Source organism: Virgibacillus siamensis, assembly GCF_900162695.1.
In the GTDB taxonomy this organism is placed as follows: Bacteria; Bacillota; Bacilli; order Bacillales; family Amphibacillaceae; genus Lentibacillus; species Lentibacillus siamensis_A.
In genome coordinates, this window is record NZ_FUIH01000007.1 from 2,575,731 (window position 1) to 2,593,741 (window position 18,011).

Annotated in this window: 15 protein-coding genes; all 15 read right to left on the reverse strand. The window is 40.8% G+C overall.

The window, feature by feature from the left end; all coding sequences use genetic code 11:
• Window positions 1-6: 6 nt before the first annotated feature.
• Window positions 7-1,473 carry a M81 family metallopeptidase gene (locus B1K71_RS16310; protein WP_077328896.1) on the reverse strand — a complete coding sequence of 489 codons (1,467 nt, stop codon included), beginning with the start codon at window positions 1,471-1,473 and terminating at the stop codon, window positions 7-9.
• Window positions 1,474-1,520: 47 nt separating this feature from the next.
• Window positions 1,521-2,489 carry an ABC transporter ATP-binding protein gene (locus B1K71_RS16315; protein ID WP_245799323.1) on the reverse strand — a complete coding sequence of 323 codons (969 nt, stop codon included), beginning with the start codon at window positions 2,487-2,489 and terminating at the stop codon, window positions 1,521-1,523.
• Entirely contained in the window at window positions 2,479-3,477 is a 999-nt protein-coding gene (locus B1K71_RS16320; RefSeq protein ID WP_077328899.1) for an ABC transporter ATP-binding protein, read from the reverse strand. Before B1K71_RS16320 ends, B1K71_RS16315 begins: the two co-directional genes overlap by 11 nt.
• A gap of 15 nt (window positions 3,478-3,492) precedes the next feature.
• Complete coding sequence (locus tag B1K71_RS16325) at window positions 3,493-4,386, reverse strand: ABC transporter permease (protein ID WP_077328901.1); 894 nt, start codon at window positions 4,384-4,386, stop codon at window positions 3,493-3,495.
• A gap of 58 nt (window positions 4,387-4,444) precedes the next feature.
• Window positions 4,445-5,365 carry an ABC transporter permease gene (locus B1K71_RS16330; protein WP_077328903.1) on the reverse strand — a complete coding sequence of 307 codons (921 nt, stop codon included), beginning with the start codon at window positions 5,363-5,365 and terminating at the stop codon, window positions 4,445-4,447.
• 361 nt (window positions 5,366-5,726) lie between these two features.
• Window positions 5,727-7,289: an ABC transporter substrate-binding protein gene (locus B1K71_RS16335; protein ID WP_077328905.1), complete on the reverse strand. Its 1,563-nt coding sequence runs from the start codon at window positions 7,287-7,289 to the stop codon at window positions 5,727-5,729.
• Between the two features lie 106 nt (window positions 7,290-7,395).
• The gene (locus tag B1K71_RS16340) at window positions 7,396-8,568 is read right to left on the reverse strand and encodes an ROK family transcriptional regulator (RefSeq protein WP_175631942.1); all 1,173 of its coding nucleotides are present in this window, start codon (window positions 8,566-8,568) and stop codon (window positions 7,396-7,398) included.
• Window positions 8,569-8,881: 313 nt separating this feature from the next.
• The gene (locus B1K71_RS16345; protein WP_077328909.1) at window positions 8,882-10,111 is read right to left on the reverse strand and encodes a threonine synthase; all 1,230 of its coding nucleotides are present in this window, start codon (window positions 10,109-10,111) and stop codon (window positions 8,882-8,884) included.
• Between the two features lie 45 nt (window positions 10,112-10,156).
• Entirely contained in the window at window positions 10,157-11,365 is a 1,209-nt protein-coding gene (locus B1K71_RS16350; RefSeq protein ID WP_077328911.1) for a Gfo/Idh/MocA family protein, read from the reverse strand.
• A 20-nt stretch (window positions 11,366-11,385) separates the two neighbouring features.
• On the reverse strand, window positions 11,386-12,111 hold the full coding sequence (locus tag B1K71_RS20295) for a GntR family transcriptional regulator (protein WP_077328912.1): 726 nt from the start codon (window positions 12,109-12,111) through the stop codon (window positions 11,386-11,388).
• Complete coding sequence (locus tag B1K71_RS16360; protein WP_077328914.1) at window positions 12,108-13,262, reverse strand: diphosphate--fructose-6-phosphate 1-phosphotransferase; 1,155 nt, start codon at window positions 13,260-13,262, stop codon at window positions 12,108-12,110. The genes B1K71_RS20295 and B1K71_RS16360 overlap by 4 nt, the downstream gene beginning before the upstream one ends.
• A gap of 18 nt (window positions 13,263-13,280) precedes the next feature.
• On the reverse strand, window positions 13,281-14,621 hold the full coding sequence (sftI, locus tag B1K71_RS16365) for a sulfoquinovose isomerase (RefSeq protein ID WP_077328916.1): 1,341 nt from the start codon (window positions 14,619-14,621) through the stop codon (window positions 13,281-13,283).
• Between the two features lie 32 nt (window positions 14,622-14,653).
• The gene (locus B1K71_RS16370; RefSeq protein WP_077328918.1) at window positions 14,654-15,463 is read right to left on the reverse strand and encodes a carbohydrate ABC transporter permease; all 810 of its coding nucleotides are present in this window, start codon (window positions 15,461-15,463) and stop codon (window positions 14,654-14,656) included.
• Window positions 15,464-15,479: 16 nt separating this feature from the next.
• Window positions 15,480-16,355 (reverse strand): carbohydrate ABC transporter permease, encoded by an 876-nt coding sequence (locus tag B1K71_RS16375; RefSeq protein ID WP_077328920.1) that lies wholly within the window; start codon window positions 16,353-16,355, stop codon window positions 15,480-15,482.
• 49 nt (window positions 16,356-16,404) lie between these two features.
• Complete coding sequence (locus tag B1K71_RS16380; protein ID WP_077328922.1) at window positions 16,405-17,682, reverse strand: ABC transporter substrate-binding protein; 1,278 nt, start codon at window positions 17,680-17,682, stop codon at window positions 16,405-16,407.
• Window positions 17,683-18,011: the final 329 nt, after the last annotated feature.

The following is an 18,011-nucleotide window of genomic DNA, read 5'->3' on the forward strand; positions in this document are numbered from 1 at the left end:
CTTCCCCTATTCCTCTACGCGATAATCCAATTCATCATACGGGAACATGGGTCGCATGATTCGTTTGTAAGAGCGGACTTGTTCCATTTCCTGATCTGTTGGTCCTTTCGTTAATGACATGATACAAAACGGTGAAATTGCTTTAAAGTCGGGTGAGATATATCCTTGTTTGACAACAAAAAGGTCATAATCATTAACATTCAGGTTGGAATCTTTGAATTGATGTACGTCTGTATAACTCAATGATTCGCCCTCTACCACGACACTGATCGGTTTTCCATCAATCTTTACGGTGATAGCTTCTGCCATATGCGAGTTAATTTCAAAGTGATTATTCACCATACCTCTGGCAACAATTTCTCCCGTCAAATGAATAGGCTTATTTAAATCATCCAGCCCCATGCCAAAATGAAAATCTACGCGGTCCCCTGTTTTTTTATCATAAAGTTTACGATAGCTATGTTTATCCACAATACCTGCAACCAGGATGTTTTTATCATGATAATCCGTTTTGTCCATTAGCTGCCTCAGAATATAGTTGCTATAGCCATCACCGCCGGCACCGCAATTATCACCTGAGTCTGTTATAAAAACAGGACTTCCATCATATCGAAGCGCACGATCTAAAGCCTCATCCGGATAATCAACGATTCCATGATAATGAAATTGGAATCGGCGAGCCAATATAAAATCATAAAGTTTGTCGGCCATTTCATTCGCATATGCGGCATATTTGTCATCATTAGGTACCACAATTACAGAGCAGCCGCATTTATCTCCATCATGTTCCAAATATCCGACATGAAATGAAGCAGACAATATACGGGGATCCGATTCGATATCATCCAAATATTGATTAATGGATGCCACTGGCTCATCTGTCGAAACGGATCTTTCGCCTCCAATCATGATGGGAACCTTGCGATACACCGGTGTCATCTTCCTTCTGTTTTGCAAAAGGTCAACCAGCATTCCCGCAACCCGTCGGCGTGTCTCGACTGTATCTGTATGTGGAGAATGACGATACGTTCGAATAATGGTCGCATGATCGGCAAAGTCTTGTGACAGATTGCCGTGAGGATCCATACAAATGGCAATCGGCATATATGGCCCCGTAATTTTGCGAATTTCGAACAAAATCTTGTGTTCTGCAGAATCACCCTCCAAATCCAATACTTTGCTTGCACCGTGTAAATATAAGTAAATACCATCAATTTCAGCAAGATGCTCTTTCACTTTTGTCGTAAACCGTTGCAGAATGAAATCAAACGCATCTTTTTTAATCAGCCCACCCGGATGTCCATTCGCATAAAGGCTTGGTACAACTTCCATACCTTGTTCTTCAAAAATATCGCGCACATTCATGACATCGATACATTCTTCACCATGCTTGAATACAAAGTTTTCATATGCCATATTCTGATAAGACCATTCATTAGATTCTGAATTAAAATGTCCAATAAGCACCTTCATAATAGTTCCTCCTACTCAACTTTTATTCTCAAAAACTATCTCAACATTTAATACAAATGACATGCCACCTGTGAACCATCCTTTAAGGTCTGCATTTCGGGTCGAACCGTTTTACAAATATCCATCGCCATCGGGCAGCGTGTATGGAACTTACAGCCGCTTGGCGGTTCCGCTGCATTGGGAATTTCGCCTTGAAGAACAATTCGCTCTCTTTGGTTATTTGGATCCGTCTGCGGGATAGATGAAAGCAATGCTTTTGTATAAGGATGCTTTGGATCGTGAAAAAGGGTTTGCTTATCCGCAATCTCCACAATATTTCCTAGATACATAACGGTGATCGTATCACTAATATGTTCCACTACACTTAAGTCGTGTGAGATAAACAGATATGTCAAATCAAAGTTTTCTTGCAACTCCCTCAACAAATTCAAAATTTGCGCCTGTACGGATACATCGAGTGCAGAAACTGCTTCATCTAAAATCATCAATTCAGGACGTAACACCAATGCACGTGCAATCCCGATACGCTGGCGTTGACCTCCGCTAAATTGATGGGGATGTTTGTTAAGATGATGACGGCCAATCCCGCATATATCTAATGTCTCTTCAACTAACCGAAGTCGTTCCTTCTTAGACATCGCCGGCTGGTGGACTTTTAATGGTTCAGCCACCAAATCTTTTACTTTAATTTTCGGACTGAGCGAAGCATAAGGATCCTGAAAAATCATCTGCATCGGTTGACGATAAGATCGCCACACGTTTTCATTCTCATGTGTAAGATCTTTATCTTTGAACACAATGGTCCCCTCATCCGCTTCAATCAATCCATTTACCAGCCTAGCTAAAGTGGATTTTCCGCAGCCTGATTCCCCCACGATACTTGCTGTTTCTCCTTTACGAATCGAAAAAGAAACGTCATCTATAGCTTTGATATAGGCCTTTTTGGCGAATAACCCTTTGGATATCGGAAAGTGCTTTTTTAAATTTTTGATTTCCAGTACCGTATCAGACGTCAATCTTCTCACCCTCCTTGCCTTCCCCTTGATACAGCCAGCACCTGTGTTGTCTGGAATCTGCATCTGTAATTAATGATGGTTCCTTTTCTTTACAGGCATTCATCACATATGGACAACGCGGAGCATACTTACACCCCTTTGGCATATCGGCAGGATCCGGCACTTGTCCGGGAATTGCATAAAGTTTTGATTGATGTTCACCAATTTTTGGGATAGATTGGATTAACCCTTCCGTATATGGATGTTTCGGATTATTGAATACTTTTTCAGTTTCTCCTTCTTCAATCACAGTACCAGCATACATCACAATCACACGGTCACAGATTTCCGAAACAACCCCCAGATCATGCGTAATCATTAAAATTGTCGTATCATTCTCATCACGCAACTGTTTCATTAATTCTAAAATCTGTGCTTGGATGGTGACATCAAGGGCTGTCGTCGGCTCATCTGCAATGAGTAAATCCGGCTTGCAAGACATTGCCATAGCAATCATAACCCTCTGACACATTCCACCTGACAGCTGATGTGGATATTCATTCATGATGCTTTCTGACCTGGGAATACCAACAGATTTCAACATCTCAATGGCATATTCTCTTGCTTTACTTTTACTATAGTTCAAGTGCAGTCTGATTCCCTGCGTCAACTGTTTTCCAATTTTTAAAACTGGATTGAGCGAAGTCATCGGATCTTGAAAAATCATAGACATTTTATTCCCTCGAATATCACGCATTTCTTTCTCTGTAAGTTCAAGCAAATTCCGATCTTGGAACCATATTTCACCTGCTTGGATATTTCCGGATGTGCCTTTTAAAAGGCGCATCGTTGAAAGTGAGGTAACACTTTTTCCACAACCGGATTCACCTACAATTCCTACAATCTCACCTTTGTTAACCTCAAAGCTCACCCCGCGAATAACCTGTGTCGTATGATTATCCGAAGTAAAGCCGACTTTGAGATTATTAACTTCCAATAAATTTGACATAGCTGTCTCCCCCCTTTAATCCCTTGTTTTCGGATCCAATGCATCACGTAACCCGTCCCCGAACAAGTTCAACGCCAACACGGTGATAAACACGGCAAACCCGGGGAAAAAGATAAGATGAAATGCTTCACCAATATAATCTCTTGATGTACTGATCATCGCACCCCATTCAGGAGAAGAAGCTGGTGCCCCCAATCCAAGAAAACTCAAACTCGCTGTTGAGATAATTGCACCGCCGACATTCATGGTAATATATACAATAATTGTAGAGATTGTCTGCGGGAACACGTGTTTAAACATGATAGTTCCCTTTTTCACACCGATAGACCGCTCAGCTTCCACAAATAACCGCTCTTTAATTTCCAATGTCTCACCGCGAACAATGCGCGTAAAAGAAGGCGTAGAGAAAAAGGCAATTGCAATAACCACATTTTTCAACCCGGAGCCTAAAATCGCAACCATACCAATTGCCAGAACCAGATCAGGAAAGGCAAACAGGATATCACATATTCGCATAATGATACGATCCACCCATTTCCCCATGAACCCGCTTATCAAGCCTAAAATCGTTCCGGCAAGCGCACCTAACAATACAGATGCCACACCGACCCCAAGCGAGATTCTTGCCCCATAAATCAACCTGCTCAAAACATCTTTTCCGAATTGGTCCGTCCCTGCTAAATGACTCCATGACGGCCCTTCCAGGATTTGATCATAATTCACAGCTTGTGGATTATAAGGTGCAATCCACGGACCAAAAATAACAACAAGCAACATAAAACATAGAAAGAAAAATGAATATAAAGCCAATTTATTTTTTTTAAATGAACGATAAATTTTCCAGAAACTTGAATCTTTTTTCTTATTCAGGTCTTGTGCATCGTCTAAAATCACTTCCGCTTTCGACATTATTATCCCCCATTTGTGCCTTAGATTTGTCTTTAAACACACAACAACGAAATTATCATTATTTGTAGCGAATTTTCGGGTTCAAAAAGCCATACAAAATATCAACCAGGAAATTAACAAGGATAAATTCCAAAGAGAAAATTAATAATAGCGATTGCACCACTGGATAATCCCGAAACTGTATCGAATCAATCAGCAATCTTCCCATACCAGGAAAACTAAAGACAGATTCTACAACAATAGATCCGCCTAACAGATATCCAAATTGAAGCCCTGCAATGGTAAGGACCGTAATCAATGAATTTTTGAGTGCATGACCCAATACAACTGTTTTTTCATCAAGTCCTCTTGAACGGGCTGTACGAATAAAATCATCTTGTAATGTTTGTACAAGCGATGACCGTGTAAACCGTGTAATCATTGCCATAATCCCCGCACCCAGCGCAAATGACGGTAAAATATAACTGGACAAAGATTCAATGCCGCCAGATGGCAGAACGCCAAATGTAACAGCAAATATCTGAATCATGACCAATCCCAGCCAAAAGTTCGGAACGGATATACCTGATATTGCCGTCATTGTGCCAATATAATCCGGCCATTTCCCCCGAAACACAGCAGAAATTACACCTATTAAAACTCCAAACACAACCGCCCAGCCTATACTCCATAAAGATAGAACCATAGAAGGGATAAACCGCTCACTGAATAATTCCGTAACAGGGACATCCGACCTTAATGAATAACCCAAATTACCGTGTAACAGATCGTTCATATACATCAAATATTGTTCAAAAAAAGGTTTATTGAGCCCGAGTTCCGCCCGAATTGCTTGAACCTCATGCACAGTTGCATCTTTTCCGGCCATTAGTCGGGCAGGATCACCCGGAATTAAGTGGACGAATAGAAATATCAAAAAGGAAACTGCAATAAGGAGAGGAATTAACCCAAACAACCTATTGATGATATATTTGCCCATATTTTTCTCCCCTTTTATGTTCGTATGATAAGACAACCACATTGCTTCTTCAGTTAAGAATTCATAAAATCGGGTGCCTGTGATTTCATAGATAAAGGATGCGCCTGGGACAAATCGATAACGTTGTAATTCGAAAGGCGAACAATTAGGAAATTAGCGGAGGAAATATACGCAGACTCCTGCGGGAGGGAAGGCCTAGATGAGACTCCGAAGTGCCTAAGCACGAGGAGGCTCAGCAGCCGCCCGCGGAAAGCGAAGTATATTTCCGGAGCGATTTTACGCTCCATTTTCTGTTTAGTTGTTCGGGTTTTTCTTTGAATAAAACACTTTCTGCCCCAGGCTCATCTTTAGTTCAAGATCATTACTTCCAAGCAGCATTTTTAATATACAAGTTACCGTCTGATGATCTCCATACACCTGTCAAATTTTCATTCATTGCAATTTGCTGTACATCAGTTGCTAAAAACAGCCATGGCGCATCATTCCAAATAATTTTTTGTACACTATCATATTTCTTTTGTCTTTCTTCCTCTGTTTTCGCATGAAGCGCACCATTAATCAGCTTATCGACCTTTGGATTACTGTAATATGCCGTATTAGCACCATTTGGCGGGAATGCACTTGTGCTGAAAAGCGGGCTTAATGCATTATTTGTATCCCTAGGCGTCGATGACCAGCCCACATACCACATATCCACTTCAGAATCCTCCGGTGTTTTCGGTTTATTGATCTTTTCGGATAACGTACCCCGTTCAAATTGTTTGACCGAGACATCAATATTGATTTGTTTCAGCTGTTGTTTTATAAACAGCATACCTTTTTTATCTTTACTGGAATTACTGCCCCAAATGGTTGTCGAAAAACCATCTGCATACCCTGCTTCTTTCATTAACTGTTTTGCTTTATCAAGGTTAAACGAATATGTTTCCTGAGCTGTATAATTCACATTGGTCTTCGGAAGCGGTGAATCAACTTTCTTGGCAAACCCATTCTTAACAACTTTAATATAGGCATCCTTATCAATTGCGTAATTCATCGCTTTTCGCACTTTTTTATTGCTGAATGGCTCTTTGCTAGTATTAATAGTTGTATAGTTTACATAGGTAGATTCAATTAAATCTACTTTGTTTCCGTCAGCATTTTGCAGATCTTTCACATCACTGACAGGGACGGGATAAATCACATCCAGTTCACCCGTTTTAAACATAGCCACACGGGAACCGTTTTCCGGAATAGGCTTGAAAGTAATATTATCAACTTTCGGATACCCATCTTTCCAATAATCCTCGTTCTTCACAACAACTACCGAATCGCCGTGGTTCCACTCTTTCAGCTTAAAAGGACCTGTTCCGGCGGATTCTTTGGCATAATTGGCACTATCAAGCGTTTTAGGACTTGCCATCGGTTTTGTACCAATTTGACTTATAAATTGACTATTCGCTCTTTTTAAGGTGATCTTAACCTTATAATCACCAGCTAACTCCACATTTTCAATTCCTTTTAAGTCCCGATAAGAATTCAGTGATCCATCGGAATCTAAAATGTGGTTGATATTCGCTTTTACAGCCTTTGCATTAAATGTCGTACCATCAGTGAACCTGATCCCTTTTTTAAGTTCAAACGTATAGGTCAAACCGTCATCACTAACTTGATATCCCTTTGCTAAAAGCGGTTCTAATTCACCCTCTTTATTCGGTGTAAGCAATGACTCATACATGGTATTTAAAACACTAATATCATTACCGGAACTCGAATCGTGCGGGTTCAACGTTTGGACATTTTCATGGAACCCCACTGTTACACCGTCATGATCCTGACTCCCTGTATCACTGCCATTGTCAGACGAACCACCTCCGCTCGTACAAGCAGAAAACAACATTATAATAAGAACACAAACCCCAAAACTTGTCATAAATTTTTTCATAGCGTGAACCCTCCTGTAATTGAATCATTTTTTGCGACCACACAAATTCCGTAATGACCATCCCTGTATCCGGTTACAAACGCTTTAAAATAAAAATTACTCCCCTTTAAATCAACTCCTTGTTTGTATTTAAATGATTGATATATTCCTTTTGCGAATACATACCAGCCCCCCAAATGACGCCTTTTTCCCCAAGTTGCGATATCTCAATGCTTGTTGAAGCGTTTAATGGAGACCATATTTTATCCCTTGATTCTTGCAAAATACGATTGCCTATATGTGGGAATTGTTCAATCATTTTGCCTGTCAAAATCACGCGGTCCGGATTATTCATGCAAACACAATTATTCACTGTTATGGAGGCATAGGTAATCGCACGGTTTAATATACGTTGCGCCCACTTATAGCCCTCTTCAGCGGCAGAACTAATGTCGTGTAAACTTTGTGCGTCGGATTTTTTGGACGCTTCTTGAACCAAAAACCTTTCCGCAATATAGGTTTGCAGACATCCGGAATTACCACACGTACATAACATCCCATTCGGATCAACAATTGTATGACCAATTTCTCCGGCAGAATTCAAATATCCACGGTAAATTTGATCACCTATCATTAACGCTGATCCAACACCACTTCCAAAGCCAATAACGACCGTGGAATGGCTTGTGTTATTTTTAATAAATAACTGTTCAGCATAAGCTTTAAGATTAAGCTCATTATCTATGTGAATAGGAAACGGTAATTGTTCTTCCAACATTTGAAGTAACGGAACATCTTCCCAAACCAACTGAGCGGATTTGATAACATTTCCATTTTTATGATTAACAAGACCCGGAAGCCCGACACAAACACCTGTAATTTTACTTCGGTCAATCTGATTTTCATGTATTAACCGCGTAATCACCTCATGCATCGTCTTCACCAAAGATTCAGGAGATTCGCCGATACCTTTCTCCGTTTCTTCTGTTACAATAGCTTCCCCCAAAAAATCAAAAACGCCATAGCGGACAAGGCTTTCATCCAGCTCCACGCCAATTGATATTAAGGAATCGGGATTCAGTGCAAGATAAGTTGCTTTCCTTCCCACACCAGTTGTATATTGATTGGTTTCCTTGATTAAGCCTTCTTCAATCAAAAAGGCCACAATACGCGAAACTGTTGTTGGACTCATATTTGCTAAACTGGCTAATTTAGGTCTTGTAATCAAATCATTATTTTGAATCAATTCCAAAATAAAATTTTGGTTTTCTCTTTTAATAAAATTCTGACTCTTCTTCATAAAAATTGACATACTCCTTATTTAATTTCATGACTGGATGAATAGACCGGGATAATCGGGGAAATCCGACGTGAACCCCCCTTTAAAGGACGATAATATGTATTAATTTCTCCACTGATGTTATTAATGAGTTTAAAAAAAATGTAGAATGATGTCAAGATGTTTATTGAAATAAGGTTAATTTTTTTCCGAACTGTCAGTATACTTCGTTATTTGCGCCTTGGATAATTCTGTATGTTTAATTAAGAAATCCCAGACCACGAATTGGGTGATCTGGGATTTCTCAAATTTATTGCCGGTACAGTTTTCAATCTTATTTATGGTTTTTAACCGCTTTGAAAATAGTATCTTCCTTTTCCAACATCTCCGGCCTCAATTGGACTGTATCAGGGTACTTTATTCCTGCCCCTGTATTCAAAGCAACGACCGTTTCATTTTGTCCAATCCATCCATCCTTTCTTAACTTGCGCGCTGCTGCAAAGACAGCTGCTCCCTCAGGACAGATAAAACTTCCTTCCATCTCAGCGACTTTCTTCTGTTCCTCAAGCATTAAATCATCATCAACGGCCACAGCACAACCATTCGTTCCATAAACAGCATCCAATACCAAAAAATCTCCCAATGCTTTCGGAACGTTTATACCGAAAGCGTTTGTCTTGGAGTTTGGCCAAAAGTCAGATTCAAGCTCTTTTTTCTCCCATGCCTTTACGATTGGCGCGCAACCTGTTGATTGAACAGCAACCAATCGAGGAAGCTTTCCTTCAACCCAGCCGAGAGTTCTTAGTTCTTTTAGAGCTTTATAGATTCCAATCAGACCAACACCACCTCCAGTAGGGTACAAAACAACATCAGGCATTTTCCAGTTTAACTGTTCAGCAATTTCCAGCCCCATGGTTTTCTTGCCCTCAATCCGATAAGGTTCCTTGAGTGTGGAAGCGTCATATAGATTGTAATCATTGACCGCTTTTCCAACAATTTTTCCGGCATCACTGATAAGACCATTTACCAAATAAAGATTGGCACCTGATAATGCAACTTCATTCCGGGTGATTTTTGGTGCATCATTCGGCATTACAATAGTTGCTTTAATGCCGGCTCTTGCAGCATAAAGCGCCCACGCTGCACCGGCATTTCCATTCGTCGGCATCGCCAGTTCTTCAACACCAACCTCTTTCGCCTTTGATACACCGACAGCTGCACCTCTCGCTTTAAAAGAACCTGTCGGGATTAATCCCTCATCCTTCATGTATAAGTTATCAAGTAACATGTCTTTCCCGACCTTATGCAGCGATACTAGCGGTGTCATCCCTTCTCCCACTGTTACTATATTTGATTCGTCTTCAACTGGCAGTAATTCATGATATCTCCATAAAGTAGGCTCCCTGGTTTTTATTTCATCACGTGTCAGGTTATTCTTCACTTTTTCCAAATCATATTCAACCAGCAATGGCGAGCCACATGTACACAATTGATGTTTTTTGCCAGTTTCATACGTGTTTCCACACTTCGGACAATACAGATTCGATACAAAGCTAAATTTCAAAAATACCCACTCCAAAATCAGTTTAGTAGCCGTTAATACCCGTAGCTAAGATTTAGAATAAATATCCTCTTCCAGCATGTTTCCCACATCAATTACCTCTCCGGTTTTTATGGAACGTTCAGCGGCTTCTCCCACAACTACCGACCAAAACCCCTCTTCCACTGTAGCTGTTGCTTTATGATCCCCCTCAATATTATCCACAAAATACTTATGCTCAAAATAAGTAGCACCATTATGACCGCTTTCCTGAATAATTTTCGGGTAACAAGGTGTTGCTGTTTTTGCTGTACCACTTTCACCGCATAACACTTCCATGTACATATTATCCCGTTTTAACGGCAAAAAATCTTCATTTTCGTACGCTTTCAATCTGCCTTGATCACCACAAATCATAATTTCTTCATAAAACATCGGTGCAAACATACATAAGTTAAACTGGGTTTTAACGCCATTTTCGTAAACTACCGTAACCATCGCGTGGTCAGTAATATCCGATTTGTTTCCTTTGTATTGAAAATCATTGTAATTGACTTCCAAGCCCCCTGTTGCATATACTTTTTCAGGTTTCGACTGTGCAAACAGATTCAACAAATCAAAATAATGACAGCATTTTTCAATAAGGGTACCACCCGAATATTCGGCGAACTTGTTCCACTGGTTCACCTTATCTAAAAACGGCACGCGATGTTCTACAATGCTTATTGTTCTTATATTACCTGCCGATTTTCTCTCCATTATTTCATGTACGGCTTCCGTATAAATAGGTTTATACCGGTATTGAAGGCCAATCTGAAAAATAGAATCATAATCTTTTGCCATCTCTTTGATCTCCCAGGCATCTTTCAAAGTTGTTGCCATTGGTTTTTCCAACAGAATATGTTTTCCCGATTTGATAGCCTCCCTAACAATATCGATATGTGTATAATTGGGTGTACAAATAATAAGACCATCAACTTCCGAATCATGGCAGGCATTTTCCAACGTATCATAGATTTTCAAACGATTACCTGGATATTGTTGTTGAAAAAATTGGGATGTATTCGCTATACTGTTCTCGTTAAGATCAAATATACCATTGATAGTTGCCCGCCCCTCCAGCATAGTTACCTTTATATGCTCCTGACCAATCATACCTGCACCAATTATATTAAACTTATACGCAGGGGTAGTTTTTGAGAATAAGTACTTATCTTTGTCTGATAAATGATCAGATTTAAAAAAGCTCGTGTAAAAATTGTTGTTGGCTTTGCCCATTCGGAACACCTCTCCTCCTTTTATCTGCTTAATTCGATATTATAATGGTACTGATCGCTGCGATATTTCGTTTTTGTATACTCAATCGGCAGACCGTCCATGCCAATACTTAACCGATGCATTTCCAGCATTGCTTCACCTGGTCTTATACCAAGTAAATCTCCCTCGAACTGGGTGGCATTAATCGCATAAATTTTTTCGCTTGCCTTAGTAAGATAAATATTATGTTCTTCCAAAATTTCATAGTAGTGTGCTTCATCCAAATCATACTGCATTAAAATCTTTCCTATTTTATCCGGCCAGCAGGTTCTTTCGAATGCAATCGGTATCTCATCAGCAAAACGAATTCTTTCTATTAACAGAACGGACGCATCTTCCTTGATATCCAACATTGCCTTTTCGGTGAACAGTTGATGATTAAACACCACCCTTAAAAGTTTGGATTTAGGGCATTGTCCCTTTTCAACTACTTCTTCAGCAAATCCTTTCAGACTGCCTAATTGTCCAACTAATTTCTGGGATTTAACGACTGTGCCCCTGCCTTGTGTTTTTTCCAGCAATCCGGTTTGTACAAGTATGGAAATCGCTTGTCTGATTGTTGTTCTGCTTACATCAAATTCCTTCATTAATTCACGTTCGGTAGGAATAAGCGAATGTTCGCCCCATACACCCTCCTGAATGCGTTTAACCAATATCTCCTTTATTTGAAGATATAAAGCTTTATTTGTATTGTGTTCCAATTTCATTGCTTCTCCCCTAGAACTGATGGTGGATAAGATACCAGGTCATATCCAATCAGCGGACGAAGCCATTCATTATAGGCAGCCTGATCATCCCAATATTGTTCGGGGAGCTTTCTTTCCCCTTGTTGAATAACAGACTTTAGTGACACAGGTTTACATACAGCTTCATACAGTGAATCTGCAGCGCGATATATGGACACCATAACTTCCGATGCTCCTTCCTTCAGCCAGCGGGCAGCTGTATAACCAACCTGCACCGCTTCTTTATAGTCAGTATCGGATACAGAAACAGAACAACTTCTTTGGTTCATTCCTAAAAGCTCAGAACGTACCACTACATTAAAATGTTCTTTCACCTCATGTTCTATCTCCTTTGAAATACCTCCTAATATGGAGCGGCCATTTACTCGGCCCTTCTCTATTTGAACTCCTTTACCCCAGTACACTCCCTCACCTGCAACAATGAATGCGACACCATAATCCTTGATTGCTTTATCAATGTGATGAAATAAATGCTCACGGTTTAACGGCTTTTCAGGTATTGCAATGAAATGGGGAGGATCATTATCATATTTTTTAAAAAACCCGGCAGCCGCTGCGAGCCATCCAACATTTCTTCCCATCGTTTCAATAATTCGTACTTGTTCAAAGTTATTCATGGACAAGAGATCACGTCCCATGTCCCTTGTTGCTTGGGCCACATATCTTGCGGAACTGCCAAAACCCGGTGAATGATCTGTTCCGGACAGGTCATTGTCCACCGTTTTGGGGATTCCTAATAGTTGCAGTTGATAATGCTGACGATGGGCTTCCTCTTTAATTTTTTCTAGTGCTTCCATCGTCCCGTTCCCCCCGATGAATACAAGGGCATCAATCCTAGAATCACGCAGTATATGCACAGAATCGATAATTTGCTGCTGATTCAAAGTATAGCGGCCGGAGCCCAATGATGCTCCCGGCACTTTTTCATGTGCCAAAATGATATCAATAACTTCATCATTGGCCTGCAGAAATTTTTTATTGGCTAATCCCTCATAGCCATTCATTATAAATGTAAGGGAGTGTTCTTTATACAAAGCACGGACAAAGGCTGCCAAGGTCGCATTTATTACTGTTGTCGGACCTCCAGCCATCCCGATGGCGATACGCTTCATATCGATTTTTTACTCCCTTCAATCCATAGTGTAAATCGAGACCGGCAACTGGAGCTGTTTACCCAGCGCAATCAAATCGTCGGCGACATCGGCATAGACCATTCCGTAATGCGGCTCAAACCCTTCTTCCATTAAGCCATACACGGTTTCAGACACATCCTTTTCCAATTCCACCTCAACCGAAGTGCCATTGAAACGCTGAGGTGTATCAAGTGCCCGTCCCCGCATCACAAGCAATCGGTATCCTTCTGGTGTATACCCGACACGGAACATCGTTACCTTTCCAGGCTTCAGCCCGAATTCCATCGTAAATCCCAGCTTTCGGTTTGGGTGAACACCGGGTTTGGCCCCTTGATCAGGATGTGCCAGTGAATAAGCACCTGCACCGCAATGCCAAAAAACTACTGAATTGTTTTCTTCATTAACATGCACCATATCACCAAGATACGGAGCCTCTCCCCCGGACAATTCCTGCAAAATAAACATTGTAAGGGCTCCATGAATATCCGATTCACATGAAGAAACAACCCCTTCCTCAGTGAATTGGGACAATGTCGAACAGGCGGCTGCACCCAGCTCGTTAAAAAACTCCGGCCAACATCGGATAGACAATGCTGAAATATTAAACCGACGAATCTCTTCCCTGACAAACGACGTAAATTGAGCAAATCGTTGAACTGTTTCATCATTCGTGTTTAACCCAATAACGTGTTCTTTCGCGCGACGAATCTCCTTTGCCCATTTTTCCTTGGGCATCTGTTTGCTCTTATCAAATGCCTCCTGCAAGTCCATGCGGATAATATCAATGCCAAATTTCTCTTTCAGCTGCCTCTCATTTGTTCCGGAAAAGTAAAATCCCGGCTGATGATCACCCAGAACACCGATATTAAAATGTTGCATGCGTTCAAGTACATTTTGTATGGCAAGCTGCTGTTTAATGCTGTGCTGAACCTTTATTTCTTCCGTGTTGCCGAACACAAACGCATACGGATGCTCAGCACTTTTCAGCACATGGCACGTGCTGTTCCCGCCTGTCAGCGAATTAAGCCGCAGCCTTTCCCCAACTGCCGGCTCCCGGATGGACCAGACAATAACTTTAGCGGAAATGTGATCCAGCAGCATCCGGATAAATTGACCATCGGCAAACGTGATACTTTGGTATACAACGGCTGAAACCTCTTCATTTTTAATATTATTCAGAAACCTTTGCAATGCACTTGGTGAGGAAATAATGCTGTCCGGTTCTATCAATTGGTCGGTCAATTCGTTTAAAAAAGCGGAACTCTTCTTACGTTCCTTTTCTCCAGTTTCCAAATCAAAAGTCTGTCTTCCGATTGGGAGGTATAAAATATTTCCCACCTGATCACTTCCTCTCTGTTTTGTGATATCTATCAGCCTTTAACCGTGCCGGAAGTCATTCCTGCAACAAAATATCGCTGTAAGAAAAGATACATGATAACCATTGGTATGGATGCAATCAAAACACCGGTGAACAACATTGGATAATTTGTGGCATACTGGCCTTGGAATTCCAGTAGTGCAAGCGGAAGGGTTTTATACGAATTATCCGTAATGAAAAGTAACGGATACAGCAAGTCATTCCAATGCATCACAAACAGAAAAATGGCCGTTGCCGAAAGTGATGGCAATGATAATGGAATAACCACTCTTGAAAAAATCCGCCAATTGCCGGCCCCATCAATTGTTGATGCCTCAAACAGTTCCTTTGGCAATGTCTTCATAAATCCAGTCAGAATAAAAACGGCTACGGGAATTGTCGAGGCTATATTAACCAAAATAAGACCTAGCAGGCTGTTGGTTAACCCTAGATTCAGCATGAGCGAATACAACGGAACCATATTCACCTGAGGCGGAACCATCATACCGATCGTAAAAACCATAAACAGGGCATTGCCTTTCCAGTTATTCAGCCGAGTGATTCCAAACGCAATCATAGCAGCAAAGAACAACGTAAACGTTACTGAAAAAAGTGTCACAACCGTGCTGTTAATAAAATAACCGGCCATTGTCTGTTCCTGAAAAATTTGGATGAAGTTTTCAAAATTGAGACCGTCAGCCGGAATTCCCAACGGATTATCAAACGTCTGTTCCAATGTCTTCATGGACGTTAGGATCACCATTGTAAGCGGCACGATAATCAGTGCGGCATATATAAATATCGCAAACTTTCTTATCAACATGCTGATTGCTCCTCCCCTAGTAGGTTACCCGGTTGGAACGCAAAACTTTGAACTGAATATACGTAATCAATGCAATAATACACATGAAAATAACAGAAATAGCGGATGCATACCCAAAATCATAATTTCGGAAGGCGACGGTATAGATGTACGTGGCAATGATTTCAGTCGAATAATTCGGTCCACCGCGCGTCAAGGCAAAAATCAAATCAAACGCCTGAAATGACTGTATTGTTGTATAGGCAATAACGATTGTTGCGGAAGGGGCGAGCAGCGGCCAGGTAATTTTTCTGAATGCTTGCCATTTGGATGCTCCTTCCATTTCAGCTGCCTCATATAAATCCCTTGGAATGGCATGCAAACCAGCAACAAAGATAATAAGCATCTGCCCCGCATGAAACCATACTTGTGTAATAGCTAACGAATAAATTGCGATATCACCATTCCCCAGCCAATTCTGTGTTAAGAACTCCAGTCCAAGCAATTGCAGTATTTGATTTAAAATCCCCAAATTCGGGTCGTATACAAAAGCCCAAATGAAAGCAACCGATACGGATGACAAAATGGTCGGAAAGAAAAACAAGGCCCGTAATCCATAATTAATTTTTGTGTTTTTTACCAGAAATATAGCAAACACCAAAGCTACCAACGTTTGAAAAATGGCTACGAAAAGCATAAACTCCAAACTATTTCCAACGGACTTCATGAATATACTGTCACCCGTTGCTGCACGTTGATAATTTTCAAGCCCGATAAAATTAAAATCGGCGCTTATCCCATCCCAATCAGTAAACGAATAGAATAAAGCGCTGAGGGTCGGGAACAGGAAAAAGATGGCGTATAGAATTAACCCGGGTACAAAGAACAGATACGTAGCTTTAGATATTTTCATCAAATCAATCCTTTTTGTAATTACTTTGAATACGAGCCGTTCGTATCATTTACTTAATGTTCTCTTCAACAATTTTCTGGGCCTGAGTTGCCGCTTTCTTAGGCGGGGTACCACCAAGTACATTTTCAATAGAGCTCAGAACGGCCTCTTCCACAGCAGCATTTGTAATCATGTATCTGGGCTGGAATCTTGTATTTTTGTCCGTGATCCAATGCGCTGTATTCTTCAAAGCATCTGACTTATAGTTCACATCTTTGACGGTCAAATGTTGTCCTGTCCCGTTTGCGTACTGGGACGCAATTTCCGGCTGACTTAAGAAATCAATAAACTTCTTTGCTTCTTCCTTCTTATCAGATTTTTTGTTAATGGCAAGCATAAATGTTGCGGTATGAATCCCTTCGTACTTAACTTCACTCTCCGGAACCGTAATTGGCGGAAGGAAACCGAGCTTAAGATCCGGATTCAACTGCTTTAATGTCGCCATATGATACGAGCCGGTAGCAAGCATTGCAGCCTCTTCATTCGCCACCATCTGCATGGCGGAATCCTGATTGGTTCCCAGTGCATTATCCTGGAAATACCCATGCTCATTGAAATACTGAAAATCTTCCAGTGTTTTGACCCACCATTCGTTCGTGAGAGACTCTTCTCCACTTTCAAGCTTCTGAAAAACCTCTTCATCTTTAGCATTATTCATCATCATACTGTTCATCGTTTGATTCGGACCGATATCAGCGCCCGGAAACGCAATCGGGACAATATCATTTTCGATTAGGGTTTCTGCCATTTTCTTATACTCCGACCAGCTTTTCGGAACCTCAATTCCCAATTCTTCAAACATTCCCTTGTTGTAAACAGGCATGTTGAATACCATTTGGTAAGGTATAGCCAGTTGTTTCCCATTTGCCTGACCAACATCAAGGGCACTTTGTGAAAAATTATCCACAAAATCTTCTCCCGTTAAATCCGTGAAGTAACCAGCATCCTGAATCGCATCGAATTGCGAACCCGGGAAAGATGTGAATACGTCCCCAATAGAGCCGTCACGCAGTAATTGCTGGGCATTTGACTGATATTGCTCGGAAGGATAAATATTCATCTGTACATCAATGTTTGGATATTTTTCTTCAAATTGCGCGATGATGTCTTCAAATACCTCCTTATCTTCCCCTCGCCAATGAATGAAACTAAGCTCAGTTACATCTCCATTTTTAGTTTTTGTTCCAGTTTCTCCATCTTCCTGCCCTCCTTGACTTGTGTCAGCAGCACAAGCAGAAACCAGCATTAGCCCCAAAAAAATCAGGAACAGGAACAGCCACTTTTTCATGAAACGTTAACCCCCTCCAAGTTTGTAGTAACAACTTTTTAAAGATACGTACCTTTATTGCCAAGGCACCTAACAAGTTTAAAAAAGCCTCAATTTACCCAACTCCCCCTTTATAATGTCGAAAAGATCAAATCACCCTATAAATTGTTTTTCGATACTATCAATTCTTTTTACTATGATACTCGTACACTCCCAAAAAAATGACCATTATAAATTAGAGGTAAACTTTTAGATGCCACAAAAATAGTGCTCCTGCTACTGAAGTGACCGCATTTGCACATAAATAAAAAACTCCCGTATCATGAATTCTTTGATACGGGAGTTTTTGT